At 62.3% G+C, this 20,484-nt stretch carries 19 protein-coding genes; 3 read left to right on the forward strand and 16 right to left on the reverse strand.

Annotated elements, in window-relative coordinates; translation table 11 throughout:
- Positions 1-5 precede the first annotated feature (5 nt).
- Complete coding sequence (locus QN219_RS16130) at positions 6-569, forward strand: TetR/AcrR family transcriptional regulator (protein ID WP_284000745.1); 564 nt, start codon at positions 6-8, stop codon at positions 567-569.
- Positions 570-702: 133 nt separating this feature from the next.
- Here the strand turns inward: QN219_RS16130 and QN219_RS16135 are convergent, their stop codons facing one another.
- From QN219_RS16135 to QN219_RS16145, 3 genes are all read right to left on the reverse strand, one after another.
- A complete protein-coding gene (locus QN219_RS16135; protein WP_284000746.1) occupies positions 703-1,368 on the reverse strand; it encodes a hypothetical protein in 666 nt (221 codons plus the stop codon).
- 702 nt (positions 1,369-2,070) lie between these two features.
- Positions 2,071-2,544, reverse strand: coding sequence for an isoprenylcysteine carboxylmethyltransferase family protein (locus QN219_RS16140; RefSeq protein WP_284000747.1), 474 nt, complete (start codon positions 2,542-2,544; stop codon positions 2,071-2,073).
- 21 nt (positions 2,545-2,565) lie between these two features.
- Positions 2,566-3,459: an NAD(P)/FAD-dependent oxidoreductase gene (locus QN219_RS16145; RefSeq protein WP_284000888.1), complete on the reverse strand. Its 894-nt coding sequence runs from the start codon at positions 3,457-3,459 to the stop codon at positions 2,566-2,568.
- A 288-nt stretch (positions 3,460-3,747) separates the two neighbouring features.
- Between QN219_RS16145 and QN219_RS16150 the strand changes: the two genes are divergently transcribed.
- Positions 3,748-4,395 (forward strand): TetR/AcrR family transcriptional regulator, encoded by a 648-nt coding sequence (locus tag QN219_RS16150; RefSeq protein ID WP_284000748.1) that lies wholly within the window; start codon positions 3,748-3,750, stop codon positions 4,393-4,395.
- Positions 4,396-5,040: 645 nt separating this feature from the next.
- Here QN219_RS16150 and guaA read toward each other — a convergent pair.
- From guaA to QN219_RS16165, 3 genes are all read right to left on the reverse strand, one after another.
- On the reverse strand, positions 5,041-6,603 hold the full coding sequence (guaA, locus tag QN219_RS16155) for a glutamine-hydrolyzing GMP synthase (protein ID WP_284000749.1): 1,563 nt from the start codon (positions 6,601-6,603) through the stop codon (positions 5,041-5,043).
- Positions 6,604-6,715: 112 nt separating this feature from the next.
- Positions 6,716-7,354 carry a 5'-methylthioadenosine/S-adenosylhomocysteine nucleosidase gene (locus QN219_RS16160; protein ID WP_284000750.1) on the reverse strand — a complete coding sequence of 213 codons (639 nt, stop codon included), beginning with the start codon at positions 7,352-7,354 and terminating at the stop codon, positions 6,716-6,718.
- A complete protein-coding gene (locus tag QN219_RS16165) occupies positions 7,351-7,803 on the reverse strand; it encodes a PaaI family thioesterase (RefSeq protein ID WP_173511520.1) in 453 nt (150 codons plus the stop codon). Before QN219_RS16165 ends, QN219_RS16160 begins: the two co-directional genes overlap by 4 nt.
- A 219-nt stretch (positions 7,804-8,022) precedes the next feature.
- Here QN219_RS16165 and QN219_RS16170 point away from each other — a divergent pair, with 219 nt between their 5' ends.
- The gene (locus QN219_RS16170) at positions 8,023-8,577 is read left to right on the forward strand and encodes a GNAT family N-acetyltransferase (RefSeq protein WP_284000889.1); all 555 of its coding nucleotides are present in this window, start codon (positions 8,023-8,025) and stop codon (positions 8,575-8,577) included.
- A gap of 11 nt (positions 8,578-8,588) precedes the next feature.
- Here QN219_RS16170 and QN219_RS16175 read toward each other — a convergent pair whose 3' ends face one another.
- The 10 genes from QN219_RS16175 to QN219_RS16220 all read right to left on the reverse strand — a co-directional run bounded on the left by QN219_RS16175 (position 8,589) and on the right by QN219_RS16220 (position 20,385).
- Entirely contained in the window at positions 8,589-9,671 is a 1,083-nt protein-coding gene (locus QN219_RS16175) for a DUF1513 domain-containing protein (protein WP_284000751.1), read from the reverse strand.
- A 77-nt stretch (positions 9,672-9,748) separates the two neighbouring features.
- Positions 9,749-10,738 carry a magnesium transporter CorA family protein gene (locus QN219_RS16180; RefSeq protein ID WP_284000752.1) on the reverse strand — a complete coding sequence of 330 codons (990 nt, stop codon included), beginning with the start codon at positions 10,736-10,738 and terminating at the stop codon, positions 9,749-9,751.
- Between the two features lie 212 nt (positions 10,739-10,950).
- Entirely contained in the window at positions 10,951-12,078 is a 1,128-nt protein-coding gene (locus QN219_RS16185; protein ID WP_284000754.1) for an imelysin family protein, read from the reverse strand.
- Positions 12,078-13,625 carry a di-heme oxidoredictase family protein gene (locus QN219_RS16190; RefSeq protein WP_284000755.1) on the reverse strand — a complete coding sequence of 516 codons (1,548 nt, stop codon included), beginning with the start codon at positions 13,623-13,625 and terminating at the stop codon, positions 12,078-12,080. The genes QN219_RS16185 and QN219_RS16190 overlap by 1 nt, the downstream gene beginning before the upstream one ends.
- 329 nt (positions 13,626-13,954) lie before the next feature.
- Positions 13,955-15,235 (reverse strand): imelysin family protein, encoded by a 1,281-nt coding sequence (locus tag QN219_RS16195; RefSeq protein WP_284000756.1) that lies wholly within the window; start codon positions 15,233-15,235, stop codon positions 13,955-13,957.
- A gap of 147 nt (positions 15,236-15,382) precedes the next feature.
- Positions 15,383-16,672, reverse strand: a complete 1,290-nt coding sequence (locus tag QN219_RS16200; RefSeq protein WP_284000757.1) for an RsmB/NOP family class I SAM-dependent RNA methyltransferase — start codon at positions 16,670-16,672, stop codon at positions 15,383-15,385.
- Between the two features lie 138 nt (positions 16,673-16,810).
- Entirely contained in the window at positions 16,811-17,185 is a 375-nt protein-coding gene (locus tag QN219_RS16205) for a septal ring lytic transglycosylase RlpA family protein (protein WP_284000758.1), read from the reverse strand.
- 461 nt (positions 17,186-17,646) lie between these two features.
- On the reverse strand, positions 17,647-18,522 hold the full coding sequence (locus QN219_RS16210; protein ID WP_284000759.1) for an SDR family oxidoreductase: 876 nt from the start codon (positions 18,520-18,522) through the stop codon (positions 17,647-17,649).
- On the reverse strand, positions 18,510-19,682 hold the full coding sequence (gene queG / locus QN219_RS16215; protein WP_284000760.1) for a tRNA epoxyqueuosine(34) reductase QueG: 1,173 nt from the start codon (positions 19,680-19,682) through the stop codon (positions 18,510-18,512). Before queG ends, QN219_RS16210 begins: the two co-directional genes overlap by 13 nt.
- A 10-nt stretch (positions 19,683-19,692) precedes the next feature.
- A complete protein-coding gene (locus QN219_RS16220; RefSeq protein ID WP_284000761.1) occupies positions 19,693-20,385 on the reverse strand; it encodes a glutathione S-transferase family protein in 693 nt (230 codons plus the stop codon).
- Between the last annotated feature and the right edge of the window lie 99 nt (positions 20,386-20,484).

Raw genomic sequence — 20,484 nt, forward strand, 5'->3', positions numbered from 1 at the left:
TAACTTTGCGTAGCCGCCCTGAAGATAGTCCCGCGCGTCGCCGCTTACTCGATACCGCGACCCGGCTTTTTTACGAGGGGGCCATTCATGCCGTTGGCATCGACCGCATTATTGCGGAGACCGGCGTGGCCAAGGCGACGTTCTACAAGCATTTTCCGTCGAAGGACGAACTCGTCGTCGCCTATATCGAGGAGCAGGACAGGCTCGGGCGGGCAGCAACTGCAGCGTTGCCGAAGCAGCCCCCACGGGAAATGATCGCGGCTATCATGGGGCGCATCAGCGAGGCCGTGGTCGCGGGGGGATGGCGGGGGTGTCCGTTCCTCAACGCGGCGGCGGAATATCCCGACCCGACCAGCCCAGTGCGGCACGCGGTTAATGCGCGCCGCTCATGGTATCACGACAGCCTCCGCGACCTTCTTGCCGCGGATGGCGATCCAGTTCCTTCCGTCACGGCCTCTCTCCTCGTCGCCGTATCGGACGGCTTGCTGGAAAGCGCCTATCTGGATGATCCCGAAAGCGTCCCCGCGCTTGTCCGCGAAGCGGTGGCCAGACTGCTGGACCGCCGTTGAGCCGCAGTCCGGCTACAAAGCTTTTCGACGGTTGAGGGGGCAGGGCGCCAATGGCCGCGTACAAGGGAGGGACCGCGGCCAGCGACGCCGCAGCGGCTGGCAACCTCGCCAGGGTGCGCGCACCCAGAGCCGCTCAACCTTCCAACATGTGATCCGCCAGGCTGTAGCAGTGGCTCGCCTGATAGGCGTTCCGACCTCGGTTCATGTGCGTCAGATTGAAAGTCCGAATGGCGCGCAACACGCGGCGGGTCGCGAGGAACTTGCGGATAGAAGCGGAGGCCCGCACATTGATGCCGAAAATGTCCTCGCCGCGCGGGAAGAAATAACCGACGTCTTCAGCCGTCGTGACGCAGTGCTCGAGAAAGGGCTCGTCCACATGGCCCTGCGCGGGTGACTGGTCCGTCGTGAAATCCGAAAGATGCACCAGGAATCTCGCACGGATGCCCTCGCCGTCCGCATAGACCGTGAAAAGCTCCATCCAACTCGCATTAACGCGGACAAGCGGCTTGTCGGAGGTCGACGGCAGACAAGAAACCGACCAGTAGTGACGCTCGGTCTTGCGCGGGACGGGGATGCAGTTTTGGCCGTAGAGTCTCAGAATCTCCAGAACTTCTTGTGCTTGCGGGTGACGAAGAAGCTTCTGAAACCGCGCGACGTACTTGAACCGCTGTTCCAGGGACTCCGAACGCTCGTCGGCGTCATGCAAGTTCGTCTCGCCTTCTATCCAATTGCGCTGCTGCTCAAGATCAAGAAATTGGCGCAGACCAGTGGTGGTGCTGCGGCGAGGAGGCGTGCTCATGTCAGGTGCATCCGATCGTCCTCCCGCGAAGTGCCGCACCCGACACGACGCGACTTGTGACCCTTTGCTAGATCGACCCTATGCCCGTCGATAGGTGCCAATAGGAAGCGTCTTATTTTGTATCAGCATTTATGGCGTGCTCTGGCGCAGAATCCGATACCGTCGGATGGGCAGAAATCACTCCCACTCGATTGTTCTAAGTCTAGTTAGGCCATTAATATAGCTAGGTTTTTTATTCGTTGCCGCGCAAGAAGCCGACCCATGGGCCGCCAAAACGTTACGGTCTTGATTTCAAAGGGAAAAATAGCACGAAAATTTTGTGCGGTTTCGGCATCTATCGAAGTCGATCGCCTTTCCGGACCCACTTTGGGCAACTCAGGTGGGTTTCACAGCGAACGAAGAAAGTACCGTCACCAACTTTCATAGCAGAGGGCGCGCCACAACGCGACCCGCCGCGGCAGCGTCATCCAAGCGCCGTCCCTCTCCGTTTGTAGGTGAACTGGATACCGCTGGCAGTGCAAACTAGACACTCCCGGCAGCATAAACTGGACACCTCAAGACCCACCCGCTCCGAGGGCGCGACAGCACGGTTCAAGGTGCAATGTCGCGCCCTCGCTTGCTGAACTTCTTCCCGGAGGGGTCGCGGCAAGGAAGCCGGTGCTGGTTTATCAGAAGGCCCCGCAGGCGGCAGCGGCGGAATAGTCAGAGCCAGCGGCGAACCTCGGCCTTGTAGCGGCGGTAGTCGTCGCCGAACTTCGCTTCGAGATAGCGCTCCTCGAGGGCTATCACCTGCGTCTGGATCGCGATCAGCACCAACGGGAGCAAGGCGAAGGCGATCGGCCCGTCGAAGCCGATCGCAAGGCCGGCATAGATAAGCGCCATGCCGAGATACATGGGATTGCGGGTCCACCGATAAGGACCGGTCGTTGCGATGAGGGTCGTTGGCTGCGACGGCGGAACGTTGGTGCCCAGCCGCCGGAACAGCCCCGCCGCCGCAAGCATTATCGCCGCGCCGGCAACGAGCAGCAGCGCGCCCGTCGCGACCAGCAACCGCCAGTCGATGCCGAAAGAGCGCAGGGTGACGAACCGCTCCGCCGCCAGCCCCAACAGCAGCGCTCCCAGATAGACGAAGGGCGGAGGGAAGCGGACCCCCGCGCTGTCCGGTTCGACGGCCATGCTCATCTCCAATCTGTGCTTTCAAACCAGCATCGACTGCTGGGCGGAGATGCCCGCGGTCGCGCCGTGCGATGATGCCAAAGTGACCGAGGGCATGAGGGGGTTGGCGAGGTCGCCCGCGGCGTAAATGCCGGGCATGTTGGTTTCGCGGCGCTCGTCGACCTTGAGGGCGATGCCGAGGGGCGTATCGACCGTGGCGAGGCCCAGTGATTCATGCAGGCTTGCGGACGGCTTGTTGCGCGGATGCGCGAACAGGATGTCGACCGCGACATTGGGGCCGGTATCGAGCTTGACGGTGGCGTTATGGCCCCCGTGATGGGCGATCTCGGTGATCCGGCCATCGACGACAGGTATGTTGCGGCGCGCCAGATCGGCCCGGATATCGGGCGGAATGTCGTGACCATCGGCGAAGAGCGTCAACCTGTCGGTCCAGTCGTGGAACAGTCTGACATGATTGTGCGACTGCCGGCCGGACCAGACGAGGCCCCAATGCTGGCCGGCGACTTCAAAGCCGTCGCAATAGGGGCAGGGCACGATGGACGTGCCCCAGCCTTCGGCAAAGCCCGGAACATCAGGCATCTGGTCGGCGACGCCATAGCTCAGGATCAGGCGGCGCGCCCTAAGGCTTTCGCCATCGCCAGTGAGGACGGAGAAATCGTCGATGGCGCCGGAGATGCTGTCGGCCCGGGCATTAACCAGCCTGATCGTGGGATAGCGCGCTAGCTGCTGCCGCGCCTCGGCCAGGATGTCCAGCGGTGGCTTGTGATCGTGGCCGAGCAGGCCATGCGAGTGGCCGGCGAAGCGGTTGCGCGGCAGGCCGGTATCGAGAACGGTGACCTTGCGGCGGGCACGGCCGAGCTGCAGGGCGCCGGCGAGACCGGCAAAGCTGCCGCCGATGATGATGACGTCATCCATGGTGATAAGCTCCGTGTTGTGGATGGAGGGGTTGGGCCGGGCCTGGCGCGAAATATCGTCCAGCGATACGCGCCCGAGACGGGCAGCGAGCAGGGCTTCGGCATCGACGAGAGAGTCGCCCATCACTGTTTTGGCCGGCCGGACAATGCCGCATTCGATATCGCCGGGCGGCCCCGGGGAAACTTGCTTTGGAGGACAAGTTGAAATCTACCCGTTGGCTTGCATATTTCAGGTACTACATGGTATCGTAATGCAAGAATTAGGATACTGTCAAGGACTGGAATTGTCGTGACCGAAAATAGCCAGGGCCGGCGCGGCCGGCCCGCCAACCAGGCGCTTGGCCAAACGATAGTCGACGCCGCGTGCGAACTCTTTGTGGAATTGGGTTTTCAAGCGACGACATTGGACAAGGTCGCCCAGCGGGCGAGGATATCCAAGCTCAGCATCTATCGGCACTTCGAGAACAAGGAGGCGCTGTTCAGCGCGGCCATCGCGGCCCGCTGCCATCAGTTTGCACCACAGGCCCTTTTTGAAGGCGTCGACGGTTCGGCCGAAGATCAACTCATGGCGGTGGGATCATCCCTGCTTCGCACGCTGTTGAGCTCGGACGTCCGCAGTGTCGAAGCCATGATCATGGCCGACAAGACGAATCAAAAGTCGTTAAGCAAGCTCCATTACGAAGCCGGCCCCGCCCATGTCATCGCCCAAATCGAGGCCCTGTTGCGTCAGTTGCACGCGAAGGCGGTTCTGAACGTGCCCGATCCTCTCCGGTCCGCCCGCTTGTTTGCCGCGCTTTTCAAAGGATCCGATCTCCTGATTATCGCACGCTTCGATGAGGCGAGGGCAGAGGACGACAACGAAATCGAATCCTATTGCCGGTCGGCCGTCGCCATGTTCATCGCCGCGCACGGTGGCAACGACCACGCGGGCGGATAAGCATTTGATTGCTACGGGCAGCTTGGCCGGGAGCGTGGTCCAGGCGCTTCGTCATATTGGGCCGGCGCGCGGCCGAGCTTACACAGATCGCGGCACCTCATCTTTCTCCCAACGATAAAAAGACGCGCGCATCTACCGCATCCAAGCTCCCGCCTGGATGCGGTCGACGCTTCTCTCCATCGCAGATCCGGCAGCAGTCGGGACAACATTTGATAGGTGATGCGACGGTGCCATCCGACGATATGCAATCGGGTCCGGAACATTGATCGGTACCGCAGCCTAAGCTGAAACTATGTATGTCGATAACTAAAGTACCGTCAGCGCGGAAATGTCATGCTACGGGCAATTTTCGTTATATATTTCAAATGATTGACACACAGAAAAGTACCGTCAAACCCTAAAAACGAATGACGGTACTTTTTAGAATGCTCTGTCGGATGCGAAAAGCACCGTCAAAAGTACCGTCAGGTGATCTGCTACAAGCTGCGAGCCGCGCCATGCGCTCCGATTCTCAACGATTTCAATGACTTGATGGGTTTGTCAATTCCATTGATAATGTGCCCTGGCTAGCAGTCTGCCCTGCCCACAAATCATTGTATTTTCTGGGAAATTCTACGGTAGAGCCGCCTATCATCGCCGTTTCCCTCACTCCCACTCGATCGTGCCCGGCGGCTTCGACGTCACGTCGTAGACGACGCGGTTGATGCCGCGGACCTCGTTGATGATGCGCGTCGCGGCGCGGCCGAGGAATTCCATGTCGTAGTGGTAGAAGTCCGCGGTCATGCCATCGACCGAGGTGACGGCGCGGAGCGCACAGACGAATTCGTAGGTACGGCCGTCGCCCATGACGCCGACCGTCTGCACCGGCAGGAGCACGGCGAAGGCCTGCCAGATCGCGTCGTAGAGACCGGCCTTGCGGATCTCGTCGAGATAGATCGCGTCCGCCTCGCGCAGGATTTCAAGCTTCTCGCGGGTGATGCCGCCGGGGCAGCGGATCGCAAGGCCCGGCCCGGGGAAGGGATGGCGGCCGATGAAGCTGTCGGGCAGGCCGAGTTCGCGGCCGAGCACGCGCACCTCGTCCTTGAAGAGTTCGCGCAGCGGCTCGACGAGCTGCATGTTCATGCGCTCCGGCAGGCCGCCGACATTGTGGTGCGACTTGATCGTCACCGATGGTCCGCCGGTGAAGGAAACGCTTTCGATCACGTCCGGATAAAGCGTCCCTTGCGCGAGGAAATCGGCGCCGCCGAGCTTCTTGGCCTCTTCCTCGAAGACCTCGATGAAGAGACGGCCGATGATCTTGCGCTTGGTCTCCGGGTCGCTGACGCCCTCAAGCTCGCCGATGAAGCGGTCGGAGGCATCGATGTGGAGAAGGTGGAGGTTGTAGTGTTCCTGGAACATGGCGACGACGTTCGCCGCCTCGTCCTTGCGCATCAGGCCATGGTCGACGAGGATGCAGGTGAGCTGGTCGCCGACGGCCTCGTGGATGAGAAGGGCTGCGACGGAGGAATCGACGCCTCCGGAAAGCGCACAGATCACCTTCTTGTCGCCGACCTGTTCACGGATCGCCTCGACCGCCTTGGCGCGATAAGCCGACATGGTCCAGTCGCTCTTGATGCCGGCGATCTTGTGCACGAAGTTTGCGATCAGCTTGGCGCCGTCAGGCGTGTGGACCACTTCCGGATGGAACTGCACCGCATAATATTTGCGCTTCTCGTCGGCGATGAAGGCGAAGGGTGCGTTGGCCGAGGTCGCGACCACCTCGAAGCCCTGCGGGATCGCGGTGACGCGGTCGCCATGCGACATCCAGACCTGGTGGCGCGAGCCGACCGACCAGAGGCCGTCGAAGAGGGCGCATTCCTTCTCGACCTCCAGGAAGGCGCGGCCGAATTCGCGGTGATGGCCGCCTTCCACCTTGCCGCCGAGCTGCGCGCACATGGTTTGCTGGCCATAGCAGATGCCGAAGACCGGCAGGCCGCTGTCGAAGATGACCGACGGCGCGCGGGGAGAGCCGATCTCGAGCGTCGAGGCCGGGCTGCCCGACAGAATCACCGCCTTCGGTTTCAGGCGCCTGAAACCCTCCTCGGCCGACTGGAACGGCACGATCTCGCAATAGACGCCGGATTCACGCACGCGCCGGGCGATGAGCTGGGTCACCTGGCTGCCGAAGTCGATGATGAGGACGGTATCGGGATGGGCTGTCTGGGTCATGTCGGGCCTTCAAACGAGCTGGGTCAGGTCCTGACCCATAATCATGGCGAGCCTTTAATCAAAGCCCGGGATCAGTGCAACGATTACATTGCACCCCGACAATTTAGGGCCTTCAGAGCCTGATTTCACCGGTTTCCATCGCCGCTTCCAGCCTGTCGATCGCCGCGGCCAGCTTGTCGTCGATCACGTGCAGATATTCGGTCCAGTCGTCGATGTGCTTGAGGTCGGCCTTTCCGTCCGAAATGCCGCGCAGCCCGATCAGCGGCAAGCCGAAGGATTGGCAGGCGCGCAGGACCGCGAAGGTCTCCATCTCGACCATGTCGGCGTCTATCCCGTCATAGGCCTTTCCCGAGACGATGTTGGCGCCGGTCGAAAGCCGCGCCTCCTTCACGCCCGGGATGCGTAGCGGCAGGTCGACGACCGCGGGCAGATCGAGGAACGGCGTCGCCCCTTTCTCGAAACCGAGCACGGACGCGTCCATGTCGCGATAGCCGACCGAGGTCGCCTGGTAGACTTCGGTCTGTTCGAGCGTGGCGGACCCCGCCGAGCCCAGCGAAACGACGAGATCGGGCAGGTTGTTGCCGGCATCGAGCGCGGCGAGCGTCCGCGTCAATCTGACGGCGGCTTCGACCGGGCCGACGCCGGTCATCAGCGGTGCAATGCGGGCGCGCAGACTTGGCCCGTATTCCGCGTCGACCGCCATCACGTAGAGGATCTTCCGGCCGGCCACGGGCTTCAGTTCAAAGCTCATCCCTCGATCCCCTCGCGTCCGCGCACCACCATCATGGTGCCCGTCATCGATGCGATCAGCTTTGCCGGCCCGTCCGGGCGGATGGCATAGCCCCGCCCGTCCGAAACGATGATGGTCGTGCCAGGCTTTGTCACCTCGCCGCGGAAAAGAAAGCGGTCGCCGCGGCCGGGCGACAGAAGGTTCACCTTGAATTCGATCGTCAGCAGCGATGCGTCGGGGTCGATCAGCGAATAGGCCGCATAGGTCCCGGCGGCGTCAAGCGCGGCGGAAATCACTCCGGCATGCAGCAAACCATGCTGCTGCGTGAGCTTGCCGTCGAAGGGCAATTCGATCTCGACAGTTCCCTGTTCGATGCGCGTCAACTCGGCGCCGATGGTGTGCATTGCCGCTTGGCGGTTGAAGCTTTCCCGGATGCGGGCGTGAAAATCATGCGGCTCGCTGTCGTCGATCAATAGAAGAAGCCTTTCCGAGGGCGGGGCCGACTGCCCGCTGTCGCCCGACAGTGGCACGCGCGCGGAAGCAGGACAAGCATGAGCGATGCGGAAAATCAGCGCGTGGACAACCGCCGGGCGCCAGCTTTCGCGCTTCCACCGCATCGAGGCAAAAGATGCGCGAATTGGGACCGGCGCTTGCTTTCGCGAACCCCTGCTGATCCATATATGTCTACAATGAGGAACATCAGACGCATTGAAATCCGACCGGCCGTAGCTGACGACGTCCTGATGATGGCGTCAGTGCTCGTCGAAACCTGGCGGTCGACGTTTCGGGGGCTCATTTCCGATGCATATCTCGATGCGATGACGGTCGAGGATCAGGCGATCCGGCATGCGCGCCGGATGCGCGTCGCAGGCGTGTTCCACACCGTCGCGGTCGACATGGCCACCAAGAAGGTCATCGGCCTGGCGAGTTACGGGCGGGCGCGTTCCATGCCGCCGGCCTTCGACCGGGAACTCTATACGCTCTATCTCCTGGAGGAATTCCAGGGTGCCGGCATCGGCTCTGCGCTGGTGCGCACGGTTGCCGGGCATTGCCGGGACACGGGCGCCTCGTCGCTTTTTGCCTGGGTGCTGGCGGACAATCCGAACCGCGCTTTTTATGAACGGCTCGGTGCCCGTGTCGTCGGTCGAGGACGCGTCAGCGTCGGCGGAGAAATCTATGATCAGGTGGCCTATCGCTGGGACGATCTCACAGCGCTTTCTGGCGCCCGGAATGCCGCGATGTGATCGGCCGGCGTCTATCCCAATCTGACGATATGCTGATCCCAGGCAACGGCGCTTTTGCGCTCCTTGAAGCGCCCGTCATAAGAGGAAACCGCGAATCCATGCGCGGCCGCGGCGACGCCTGCGGCCTCGGCGATAAGTTCTTGCTTCAAAACGGTGCCCGTCCGGGCATCGAGCGTAACGGCGATATTGCCTTTCGGGGACGTCAGGCCGACGAGCCCTTCGCGGCGGTTGACGGCGATTGCGCCGACATAGTTCGCGAGCGCTTCGGTCGTCCGCTCGGGGAGAGTGAGAAAGGCCAGGTCTTCGCCCGGGGAAAAGTGGCCGACGAGCGGTGGCAGCTCGTTGCGCGCCCCTTCGTACTGGCAGGCGAACCAGATCTTTCCCTCCGCATCGATGTCCACATGCCGGGTCGAAAGCCGCCTAAGCTCCTTCGGCAGCAGGTGCTTTTCGATGAGCGCGCCGGTGAAGGTGTCGACGAGCGTGAGAGTCGGCTCCATATTATCGAGGTTGAGCTTGGTGCGGCCGAAGTCCGGATGGGTCTCGATGCCGCCATTTGCGATCGCGAGCGTCCTCCCGTCGGCGGCAAGGGTCATGTCATGCGGCCCGATGCCATAGGTCGGAAATTCTCCGATCCGGGTAAATCCCTTGGTTCCGTCGTAGACGCCGATCATGCCGCGATTGGCGGAAAAGTCGTTCTCGGTGGCGTAAAGCAAGCGCCCGTCGGCCGAAAAACAGCCGTGGCCAAAGAAATGCCGGCCCTCGGCGGCGGTGATGACGACCGGCTCGGCCGTGCCGTCCGGCGAAAAGATCACGGCATAGGTACCCGGCCGGCGGGCAAAGGCGACTACCCGGCGGCTTTCCGGTGAGGACGTCATGCCGTGCGCACGTGCCGGCAGCAGCGTCCGGTCGACAATTTCGCCCTCTTCCGTGAGCGTCGCGACACCGAAGCTGCCGTCCGGGTCCATGAAGGCCGAAGCGAAGACGGCATCCGCTCGTTCGAGCGCAAGGGCAGCACGCGGGGCAAGCGCCGCCACCCAGGCGGCACCTGCCATTTTGATGAAGCTGCGTCGGTCGATAAGGCTCTTCGCGTTCATGCGCGTCTTGTCGTAAACGGGACGATGGCGGCGGTGATGCTGCCGCCGATCCCGATTGGGTGTAACAGATAATCGCGCTACAGCCAGCCCCGGCGCTTGAAATAGAGAAAGGGCAGCAAAGCCGAAAGCACCATCATTGAAAGTGCGTAGGGGTAGCCGAGCTGCCATTTCAACTCCGGCATCACGTCGAAATTCATGCCATAGATCGAGGCGACCAGCGTTGGCGGCAGGAACACGACAGCCGCCACCGAGAAGATCTTGATGATCTGGTTCTGTTCGAGGTTTATGAGGCCGAGCGTCGCGTCGAGCAGGAAATTGATCTTGTTCGAGAGAAACAGCGCGTGATCGCCGAGTGAAGTCGCGTCGCGCTGGATCAGCTTGACCCGCTGACGGCTCTCCTTTGCCGCCTTGCGCTGGCCATTTCCCTCGATCGCGACGTGATAGGCGACAAGCCTCCCGACGCTGACCAGGCTTTCGCGAATGATCGTCAACAGGTCGCCCTTCTGCCCGATCTGCTCGATCAGCGATTGCAGGTCGCGCGTCTTCTTGGTGGCGCTGGCGTTCGACTTGCGGAAGACTTCGCGCGAGATCGCATCGACCTCGTTGCCGGCGCGCTCCAGCGCATCCGCCGTGCGGTCGATCATCGCCTCGAGCAGCCCGAGCATCACGAGTTCACCGGTTTCGCACGCCGCTCCGTTCGGCTTTTGGATCCGGTTGGCGTAGACCTGAAACGACTTCGGATCCGCGTGACGTACCGTGACGAGACTCGTTCCCTTGAGGATGAACGTCACCGGCACTTTGGCCGGATAGTCGCTGTCGAGTTTCGCCGCCGCGGTCATCGTCATGAACTCGGCGCCGTCCTCCTGGTAGAGACGATCGGAAAGTTCGATTTCCTGCATCTCGTCCCGTGTAGGAATCGCGATTGCCAGCTTGTCTTCGACGAGCCGCGTTTCTTCGGCGGAAGGATTGAAGAGGTCGAACCAGATCACCGGCTCCGGCGAAGCCAGGCCGTTGAGGAGATCGACGAGCACGAGATGGCTGTTCTGGCTTTTGTAGATGCGCAGCATTTGGGGCTCCATGGGGCCAAGTCATCCGACCGCCTGAAGCCCTGATCAATCAGGACCGGACGGCCGTGAGCGTGAAGGCTCGACTTCGACTGTCGGGGTTCATTTCCGGTTGATCCTTGTGGTGAAACATGCCCGAAGACGGACACGGAATGCCCTTTGCGCCCAAAGGGCCGACTTGTCAACCTGAGCGCCCGGCAGCTCTCTGAAACCGGTCAATCGCCGTCGGCGAATGAAAAGCCGGCTCCAAGTCCGATCGCTCCGCCGAAGTTCCGGTTCAGTCTGTCGAGCAGGTCGGCCGTGTTGAGAGCGATGAAATCGAGCGTGGCCCGCTGTTTTCTGTCGGCAAGCGCCGCCTCGATCGGACCATCGATGCGGTCCGCTGCGCCGATCAGCGACTTGAACAGGAAGTTCACCGAGCCGGCGATCGAGCGGCTGTCGGCGGGAAGCAGGCTTTCCATCGCGGCCGTGTTGAAGAGCGTCTGCAGCGCCCGGAGGTTCACCGAGATCGACGGCATCGTATTTTCCGAGCGCCAGTAGATGGCGAGCTTCGGACGACCCTCGGCCCGCTTCCCGTCGATCGCTCCGGCATAAAAGGGTCGCAGCCGCTGGTCCTTCACCATCTCGACGCTGTGGACCAGGACGCCGAGCAGCTCCGTCGCGGCCTCCTTGTTGTCGCGGAAGAGCGGATTGCCGGGTCCGGGTTTCTTCCAGGCAGCCTGTATACCGTCCGGTTTTTCCCATGCGACAAGCAGTTCGCCGGCGATCGCCTTCAGGTTCTGCGATATTGCGCGGCCGTAGCGGCAGCGGAAGTCGCCGTTCTTCCCGGCGAGCACCTCCGCCCCTGTGCCGTAAAGGACGTATTCAAGCGCGCCCAGCCCCTGCACCGCGACGCTCTTTGTCTTGAGGCGGCCCGGTTCCGTTGCTGTCTCGTCGCCCCTGGCAAGAATGGCCTGTACCTGCTTGAGGCCGGTGCTCTTGCGATCGGGATAGAACAGGAACCGCTCGAACCGGTTCTGCTCCAGCGCCGGCCCCAGGCGGACGATTTCGATCGCCGACCATTTCCGAACGACGCCGGAGAAAGCTGCTCGCGTCGTCTCGAGCGCTGGCTCAGACGGGGCGTGGCAAAGCGTCGACGTTGCTTCGACGAGGAGGGTCGTCGAGTGCGACAGGTCGCGATAGCCGGGAATGACGAAGTTATCCACGGCCTTCGCCATGACGCCCGGCAAGGCTGCCTCGTCAAGGACACGCGGGGAAAGCGCGCTCCCCTCCTGCGCCACTGCAGGCATCGCGGCGTGCGCCATGAGGAGAAGGCCGAGTGCCAGGAAATGCCGAAGGCGCATCAGAGTGACTCCAGGAATGTGATCAGGGCTTTTCGGTCGTCCTTCGGCAGGCTGACGAAGGCGTTCCGCGCCTTTTCCGCTTCGCCGCCGTGCCAAACAATGGCCTCGATTAGGTTACGGGCGCGGCCATCGTGGAGGAAGTAGGTGTGGCCGCTGACGGTTTGCGTCAATCCGATCCCCCAGAGCGGCGGCGTGCGCCACTCGCGGCCATCGGCGACGCCGACCTCCTGGCCGTCTGCGAGACCTTCACCCATGTCGTGCAGCAGGAAATCCGAATAGGGCCAGATCAACTGGAACGCCTGCTCCTTGTGCGATGTATCGCGTCGCGTCACGAATTTCGGCGTATGGCAGGCCGTACATCCCGATTCGTAGAAGAGCCGCTTTCCCCTAAGCGTTTCCGGGAAGCTTGCCTTGCGGCGGGCGGGCACCGCCAGATTTGAGGCATAGAAGGTCACGAGACCAAGCACCGGGTCAGGCGCCTCGACGGGACCGAGCCGTTCCTGAACGCCGATCGGCAGCGCGAGGCAGTCGGTCTGCGCCTCGGTGCAATCGCCATGGCTGCGGTCGTTGTCCGGGCTGGAAATGCCGATGTCGATGGCGAAGGCATCGGCGGCCTGGCGGCGTAGCGACGCGCTCTGCGCCTTCCAGCCGAAGCGACCTAGCACCATGGCTCCGGTTTTGGCGTCGCGGAGCAGGGCGGGCCGCCCGCTGATACCGTCCCCGTCGCGGTTGTCGGGGTCTGCACGCGCCAGAATATCCGCCTCGTGGATCGCCTCGATCAGTCCGAGACCGATCATCGGCGAGGCGACGCGCGGTGAGAGCGTTGTCGTCGGATCGAGCGGACCATAGGCAAGGTCCGCGACGGCGTAATGTGGTTTGCGCAGGGAAACCGTTTCGCCGCCCGCGAGCGCGACCTGCGCTTCCGTGTAGGCGATGGTGACGCGCCCTTCGGCCGCGATCCCTGGCACGGCACTGTCCTGAAGCTGCGTGCCGTAGACAGGATCGGGAAAATTGAGCGCGGCATGGGATGCGATCGCTTGCCGTTCGGTGTCGTCACGCGGTGCACGGGCAAGACGATAGAACATCGAGGTTGCGTCGGACGCCCCTTCCGGCGGGCGGCCGCGCCCATCGCGGGGGTGGCAGCTCTCGCAGGCGCGGGCGTTGTAGAGCGGGCCGAGCCCGTCGGATGCCTGCGTGGACGAGGGCGACGAAACCCAGAGCTTTTCGAAGAGCGCCTTGCCGAGCTTGAAGTTCTGCTCGGCCTCGAAGGGTAGGTTCGCCGAAAACTGGGAGAAGATTTGCCGATCGATCGGCGCAATCGTCGTTGCGGCGCCGGCGGAAAGGGCCTCGAACTGTTCGGCCTTGGAGAAATCCGTCGTCGGCCGGGTGACGGTGAGCGCGCGCGAGCGGTCGTGCTCGGAAAGGTCTTCGCGTGAAGAGGACGGGATCTGGTTGTCTGCGATCTGCCTGGCGCTGCACCCCCCTCTGCCCTGCCGGGCATCTCCCCCACAAGGGGGGAGATCAGCAAGGGGCGACGGCGATGCCACGCTTAACCGATTACTCGCTGCGTGTGCGGTTGTATTCGACCCCGACCTTTGCGCACTCGCCGTCAGGCAAGGCTTTGCTTCCGGCCAATCTCCCCCCTTGTGGGGGAGATGCCCGGCAGGGCAGAGGGGGGTGTCGACTCCGCCTTTCCCGATTTCAGCCGCGGCATTCAGTTGGAATTCTGCATTGACGGCGGGGCCGAGACCGCTGCCCGTCGCCGCTGCTGTTGCGGTGACGCTGATGAGCGCGGCAAGCGGCAGCGCTAGGAGGCGGGATGTCACATGCATGGGACTTGGGTCGGGCCGCATCGGGGGCGGCCCGCCTTTTCGGCTTATTGGAAGACGGCGCTAGGATTATCCAGGCTGTCGGAACCTTCAAGCTCGATCGTACCGAGTTCGAGCGACGCAATGACGCGTTCGACGGTCTTCGCCTGCGCGACGAGGCCATCGATCGCGGCCTGCACGGTGGCATTGCCCTCGGCGTTGCCTTCGCCGATCATCTGGTCGTAGGCCTCGACTGTTTCGGCGCGCTTGGCCATCGCCTGCATCTTTTCGACGGTGGCGGCGAGGTTGTCCTTCATTTCCTTGTCGAGGGCCGCGTCCCTTGCGGCGACGAGTTCGGAAAGCGAGGGGCCGGTCAGCTTCGTGCCGTCGACACGGGTATATTCACCGGTATAGGCGGCCTGGATGCCGATCGCGTCGTGGAGATGCGAGTTGTGCGTGTTGTCCGAGAAGCAATCGTGTTCTTCTTCCGGATCATGCAGCAGCAGGCCGAGCTTCATGCGCTCGCCGGCGAGTTCCCCGTAGGAAAGCGAGCCCATGCCGGTGAGAATGGCGGCAAGGCCAGCCTTCGGGTCGGCCTCGACTGCCTTGGTGGCGGTGCCATCCGGCGTCCAGTTGGCGACCATCTCCTTGAGGTCCGCGACGAGCAGGCTGGAGGCCGCCTTCAGATAGGCGGCGCGGCGATCGCAACTGCCGTTCGTGCAGGTTTTGGTGTCGAAGTCGGTATAGGAGCGGCTGCCGGCGCCAGCGCCGGTGCCGTTCAGGTCCTGTCCCCAGAGCAGGAATTCGATCGCGTGGTAGCCAGTCGCGACGTTCGCCTCGATGCCGCCTGCTTCCTGCAGCGTCCCGGACAGAAATTCCGGCGTGATATTCGTCGCGTCGACGTCCTTGCCGTCGATCTTGATCGTCTTGTTGGCGATCACGTTCGCAACGAACAGAGCATTCTCGTCGCTTTCGGTGCCGTAGCTTGCATCGACATAGTCGATCAGGCCCTCATCGAGCGGCCAGGCATTCACCTTGCCTTCCCATTCATCGACGATCGTATTGCCGAAACGGTAGACCTCGGTTTCCTGATAGGGGTTACGCGCCTTGAGCCAGGCTTCGCGCGCGGCCTTCAAGGTGTCTTCGCTCGGGCTTGCGATCAGCGCGTCGACCGCCTTGTCGAGTGCTTCGGCCGTCGTCAGCGCGTCCTGGTATTTGGCATGTGCAACGGCAGCATAGTGCTTGACGACCGCAGCAGCGTCGGTGGCGGCATTCGCCGGCTGCAGCACCAGCCCCGATGTGGCCGTCATGAGCGCCAGCGCGGCGGTGCGGATGAAATTCTTGGTCATGACCCTCTCCTTTGCTTCTCCCAGGGCCGCGAGCAAGGTCTCTCCGGGCCCCTAAAGCGAACTTTTCATGGACCAAAAGTAAACTTGTGTCAAAGTGTATAGTTTAGAATGTTTTCAATGTGCTACTTCGCCCAGCGCAGCCCGTAACTATAGCTTGCGGCGCATAAGGCAGAAGAAGAAACCGTCGGTTCCCGTGGACGCGGGTGTCAGCGTGACCGTCTTCATGTCGGCGGACCACGGCTGCGGCTTGTCGGTGCCGAAGAGTGCTGCCCAGGTGTCGGCGGCCGAGAGGATCTCGAATTCCGGATTGTCCTCGCAGAAACCATAGACCTGCGACTCGTTCTCCTCGGGAAGCACGGAACAGGTCACGTAGATTAGATGGCCGCCTGGGCGGACGAACTGGGCGGCGCTCGTGAGCGCTTCGTCCTGCTGCGCCAACCTCTCCTCGAGGTTCTTTTGCGTGAGGCGCCATTTCGTGTCCGGGCGGCGTCGCCACGTACCGGTGCCGGTGCAGGGCGCATCGACAAGCACGCGATCGAATCGCCCCGTAAGCGGCGCAAGGGCCTCCGCCGATTCGTGCACCTGCACATTCCGGGTGCCGGCGCGCTTCAGCCGTTCGATGATCGGCGCCAGCCGCTTGCGATCCGTGTCGTAGGCATGGACCTGGCCCTTGTTGTTCATGGCCGCCGACATGGCGAGCGTCTTGCCGCCGCCGCCGGCGCAGTAGTCGAGCACCTGCTCGCCTTCATGCGGGAAGACGAGATCGGCAACTATCTGCGAGCCCTCGTCCTGGACTTCGAACCAGCCCTTCTGGAACGAGATTTCCGCCGTCACGTTCGGTAGCCGCGAAGCGCCTTCGCCGGCCGGAATTCGCACACCGTGGCGCGCAATCGTTGCGGGCTCGGCGCCGCTCCGCTCGAGTGCCTTCAAGACTTTGTCGCGGGTCGCCTTCAGGGTGTTGACGCGCAGGTCGAGCGTCGGCCGGCCGGCAAGCGCCTGGGCTTCCGCGAGCCAGTCCTCAGAAAAGTTCTCCTCGAAGGAAGCCTGCGTCCATTCCGGAATGTCCGCCTGCACGTGAAGGGGCGCGTCTTCGAGCCGGCGCTCGGCAAAGGCTTTCATCACCTCCGCCGAAGGGGACTCCGGTGCGAACTTGTCGTCGGCGAACTCCGCCGCAAGCGTCTCCGTGGTAAAGCCCCACTGCCGGTACATGACCGCATGGCCAAGCGCTGTCGCGCTGTCGCTGTCCATCAGATAGGCGTGGGAGAGTTTCATCCGCAGCGCATCGTAGACGATGTTGCCGATGGCCGCGCGGTCGCCCGATCCGGCGAAGCGGTGGGAAAGGCCCCAGTCCTTGAGTGCGTCGGCGACGGGACGCTTCCGCTTCTCTATGTCGTCAAGAACCTCGATGGCCCCGGCGAGTCTTCCGCCCAATCGCATCTTCGATGAACTCCTTTTTCGCCGTGGTAGCGGCGATGGGGTCGAAGAGCAAGACGGAAGCGGCATAAATACGGGAGACCGACAGTTCCCGTAAGCAAATCCGCCCGGTGCGAAAATCGGGCGGAAGTATTGGGCGGATCAGGAATTGATGACGCGGTAACAGATGCTGGCTGTTCCGGACCGGATCATGCCGATCTGCGAAGCGGCGGCCTTGGAGAGATCGATCACCCGGCCGCGAATGAAGGGGCCGCGATCGTTGATGCGAACGACGACGGTCTTGCCGTTGCGCTTGTTGGTGACCTGGATCTTGGTGCCGAACTTGAGGCTGCGGTGAGCGGCGGTGAGGCGGGCGGCGTTCATTCTTTCGCCGGACGCAGTCTTGGACGAGAGGGCATACCAGGATGCACCGCCGCAAGCGGACCCTGCTGCCTGACTATCGGATACCGAGACCAACCCCATCCCGGCGGTGAATAGCACTGCTGCGGCAGCAGTCTTGATTTTCGCTGGTTTCAAGCGAGACCCCCACGGTTTGAAAGTTTAGTTAATTTTGCCTGCTGATCGAGCTAATTGGGGTGAATAATGGCAAAAACGTGCTTCAACCGTTAACGCTCGATTAGGATTTATTAAAAAATGGCCAAAATTTAAAATCGAAGATTGTTTGAATTAGTTTAAATCGTTGCGCGAAGTTCTTGCGAATCAGCGATTCCACCTCGCTGGAGGCCGCGTGTGGCGTGCAGGCTCCTCCTTTCGCAAAAAAATCATTAAAAATTTCGATTGGGATGATTTTTTGCGATTCTCGTTCGTGGAAATCTCGGAACTATCGCCTAAGTTGTAGAAAGAGGCGAAGTATAGACCGAACATGGGCAAGCTTTGGGCAGTCAAGCATATGCCGGGTTCCCCGTTACTATCGGATGATCTGGAGACATGCTTTCGTCTGAACGGCGGTATTCTGATCGCGTGAATTGTGGCGGAGTCTACTTGCCGCGCCAGGTGCCGGTTTCCCACAACTGTGCAAGCGAAACGCGATAGTTGGGGAAGGCGAATTCGAACCCGGCCTCGCGAAGGCGCGCATTCGAAACGCGCTTGTTCTCGCCGTAGAAGGAGCGCGCCATCGGCGACAGTTCGGCGGTCTCGAAGGAAGTTTCCGGCGGCGGCTCGACGCCCATCAGCCGGGCGGCCTCCGCAACGACGTCCTGTGGCGGGGCGGGTTCATCGTCGGTGACGTTGAAGATGCCGCCCATGCCGCGGCTGGCGAGGAAGGCGGCAGCCGATCCGATGTCTTCGACCCGGATGCGGTTGAACACCTGGTTGGGCTTTACCAGCCGGCGCGCCGTGCCTTCGGCGAGATTGCGAAAGGCATTGCGGCCCGGTCCATAAATGCCGGCAAGGCGCAGGACCGCGACGGGAATGTGACGCTCGGCCCCATAGGCGAGCCAGGCATTCTCGGCATCTATCCGTTCCACGGAACGCTGTGAAACGGGTTTGCAGGCTGTTTCCTCCGTCACCCAGGCACCCTTGTGGTCGCCATAGACGCCGACGGTGGAAAGATAGCCGATCCACCGAAGGTTCGGCAGAAGCTCGGGCAACGGCGCGACGCCGGTGCGAAACATCGGGTCGCCGTCCCGGCCCGGGGCAATCGACTGCACGAGGTGGGTTGCCTGGCGCATTGCGTCCGCGAGTTCGGCGGATATCGCCGCTCCGTCGTAGAGGAGGGGGCGAATCCCGGCTTGCGCAAGCTCGATGAGCCTTTCGGAAGAACGGGTGGTGCCGGTCAGGGATTGTGCGGCAGGAGCCAGAGCTTTCGCGATCGCCGTGCCGGAGTAGCCGGCGCCAAGAATCAGGACATGCATCGGCTTACTCCTGCCATTTGCCATTCCGAAAGTACGTCGTTGTCGGTTTCCGGCCTGCACTCTCGAGCGAAGGCGGAGAGTTCATTGCGCGGCATTAGCCGCGAAAGCGCCCAGACAGCCATTGCCCTGACCGCTGGGGAAGCATCGCTCGCCAGCGCCTTGCAGCTTGGTATCAGGCTTTTTTCGCCGGAATTGCCGGCCGCGATCAAGGCATTTCTGACGAAGCGGTCGCGTCCGATCCGTTTCACCGGGGATCCGGAGAAGAAGGCGCGGAACGCCGCATCGTCCAAGGTTAGCAGGAAGTTCAATTCCGGCTCTTTCAGGTCGTCGCGCGGCCTGAGCTTCATTTCCGAGGCTGAGCGGGCGAACTTGTTCCAAGGACAGGCCGCGAGACAGTCGTCGCAGCCATAGATCCGATTGCCGATCAGCGGACGGAGCTCGGGCTCGATCGGTCCCTTGTGTTCGATCGTCAGGTAGGAAATGCAGCGCCGCGCGTCGATCCGGTAGGGCGCCGGAAAGGCGCCGGTGGGGCAGGCGTCGAGACAGGCGCGGCAGGAGCCGCAATGGTCGACTTCGGGCTCGTCGAGGTCAAGATCGGCCGTCGTGAAAAGACTGCCGAGGAACAGCCACGAACCGTATTCGCGGCTGACGAGATTGGTGTGTTTTCCCTGCCAGCCGATGCCGGCTTTCTCTGCGAGCGGCTTTTCCATGACCGGCGCCGTATCCACGAAGACCTTCACGTCCTCGCCTGCACGGGCGGCAAACCGCGTCGCGATCTCCTTGAGCCGCCCCTTGACGACATCGTGATAGTCGCGGTTCTGCGCGTAGACGGAAATCGCCCCGCGGTCCCGCCTGCCGAGGATTGCGCGCGGATCATCCCCGGGACCGTAGTTCATTCCGAACATGACGATCGAGCGGACGTCGCTCCACAGCACGCGTGGATCGGACCGGCGTTCTGCAGTTTCGGCGAGCCATTCCATCGTGCCGTGAGCGCCTTCGGCCAGAAACTGTTTCAGCCGGGCGGGCGCCTCCGGAATGGTATCCGGTCGCGTGACGCGACAGATATCGAAGCCCTTGTCCGCCGCCTCGCCCTTCAGAAACGCGGTCAGTGTACTGCGCTTCCTGCCTTGGTTTTCCGCTCTGACGGCGTCGCCAGGCATTGCCTTGTCCTCAAAAGTCGAGGTCCGCATAGTGCGAGACCGGTGTGACACCGCGCACACGCTCCCCCAGCAGCGGTCGGAAGGACGGGCGGGATTTCAATCGCTGGTACCACTCCTTGGCCGTCGGCGCCTCGGACCAGTCGATTTCGCCGAGGTAATCGAGCACGGAGATCGCCGCCGCCGCTGCGAGATCGGCATAGGAGATGCGGTCGCCTGCAAGCCACGGGCGCGATCCGGCGAGCCAGGAGAGATACTTCATGTGCTGGCGGATATTGGCGCGCGACATGCGCAGGATTTTGGAATCCGGTGCGCCGCCGCCCTGATCCGGCGTCATCTGCAGTTTGAAGATGCGTTCGCGCACCAGCGGGCGCGTCACATCGGCTTCCATTTTCTGCAGGAACCATTCGGTGAGCCGGCGAATCTCCGCTCGCTGGAACGGATCCTCGGCAAGCAACCGGCGATCGCGCTTCAGAATGCCGTTCGTTTCGTCCAGATATTCCGAAATGATCGTCGCACCGCAGAGCGCGCGCATGCTGTCGTCGACATAGACCGGCAGCGTGCCCGCCGGATTGAGGGCCAGAAAGTCCCGCCGGTTCTCCCAAGGCTGCTCCTCGCTCAACTCGGTCTGGTAGCCGTATTCCGAGAGAATCAGGCGTACGAACCGGGAGGCGGAGGACATGGGGTGGTGATACAGTGTCGGCATCGAGGGTCGCGCTTCGTAGATCTTTTTTCAGGGAGCGTCAGCATCGTGGCACATGTGTCTGGTCACGGCTTGTCATAAAAACGAGCTATAGGTAGTTCA

This window comes from Sinorhizobium sp. 8-89, from assembly GCF_030124325.1.
Taxonomy (GTDB): Bacteria; Pseudomonadota; Alphaproteobacteria; order Rhizobiales; family Rhizobiaceae; genus Sinorhizobium.

Excerpts from the sequence above, each read along its gene's own strand:
- QN219_RS16135 (WP_284000746.1), bottom strand. The coding sequence starts at position 1,368 with ATGAGCACGCCTCCTCGCCGCAGCACCACCACTGGTCTGCGCCAATTT.
- QN219_RS16140 (WP_284000747.1), bottom strand. The coding sequence starts at position 2,544 with ATGGCCGTCGAACCGGACAGCGCGGGGGTCCGCTTCCCTCCGCCCTTC.
- QN219_RS16145 (WP_284000888.1), bottom strand. The coding sequence starts at position 3,459 with ATGGATGACGTCATCATCATCGGCGGCAGCTTTGCCGGTCTCGCCGGC.
- guaA (WP_284000749.1), bottom strand. The coding sequence starts at position 6,603 with ATGACCCAGACAGCCCATCCCGATACCGTCCTCATCATCGACTTCGGC.
- QN219_RS16160 (WP_284000750.1), bottom strand. The coding sequence starts at position 7,354 with ATGAGCTTTGAACTGAAGCCCGTGGCCGGCCGGAAGATCCTCTACGTG.
- QN219_RS16170 (WP_284000889.1), top strand. The coding sequence starts at position 8,023 with ATGAGGAACATCAGACGCATTGAAATCCGACCGGCCGTAGCTGACGAC.
- QN219_RS16175 (WP_284000751.1), bottom strand. The coding sequence starts at position 9,671 with ATGAACGCGAAGAGCCTTATCGACCGACGCAGCTTCATCAAAATGGCA.
- QN219_RS16180 (WP_284000752.1), bottom strand. The coding sequence starts at position 10,738 with ATGCTGCGCATCTACAAAAGCCAGAACAGCCATCTCGTGCTCGTCGAT.
- QN219_RS16185 (WP_284000754.1), bottom strand. The coding sequence starts at position 12,078 with ATGCGCCTTCGGCATTTCCTGGCACTCGGCCTTCTCCTCATGGCGCAC.
- QN219_RS16195 (WP_284000756.1), bottom strand. The coding sequence starts at position 15,235 with ATGACCAAGAATTTCATCCGCACCGCCGCGCTGGCGCTCATGACGGCC.
- QN219_RS16200 (WP_284000757.1), bottom strand. The coding sequence starts at position 16,672 with ATGCGATTGGGCGGAAGACTCGCCGGGGCCATCGAGGTTCTTGACGAC.
- QN219_RS16210 (WP_284000759.1), bottom strand. The coding sequence starts at position 18,522 with ATGCATGTCCTGATTCTTGGCGCCGGCTACTCCGGCACGGCGATCGCG.
- queG (WP_284000760.1), bottom strand. The coding sequence starts at position 19,682 with ATGCCTGGCGACGCCGTCAGAGCGGAAAACCAAGGCAGGAAGCGCAGT.
- QN219_RS16220 (WP_284000761.1), bottom strand. The coding sequence starts at position 20,385 with ATGCCGACACTGTATCACCACCCCATGTCCTCCGCCTCCCGGTTCGTA.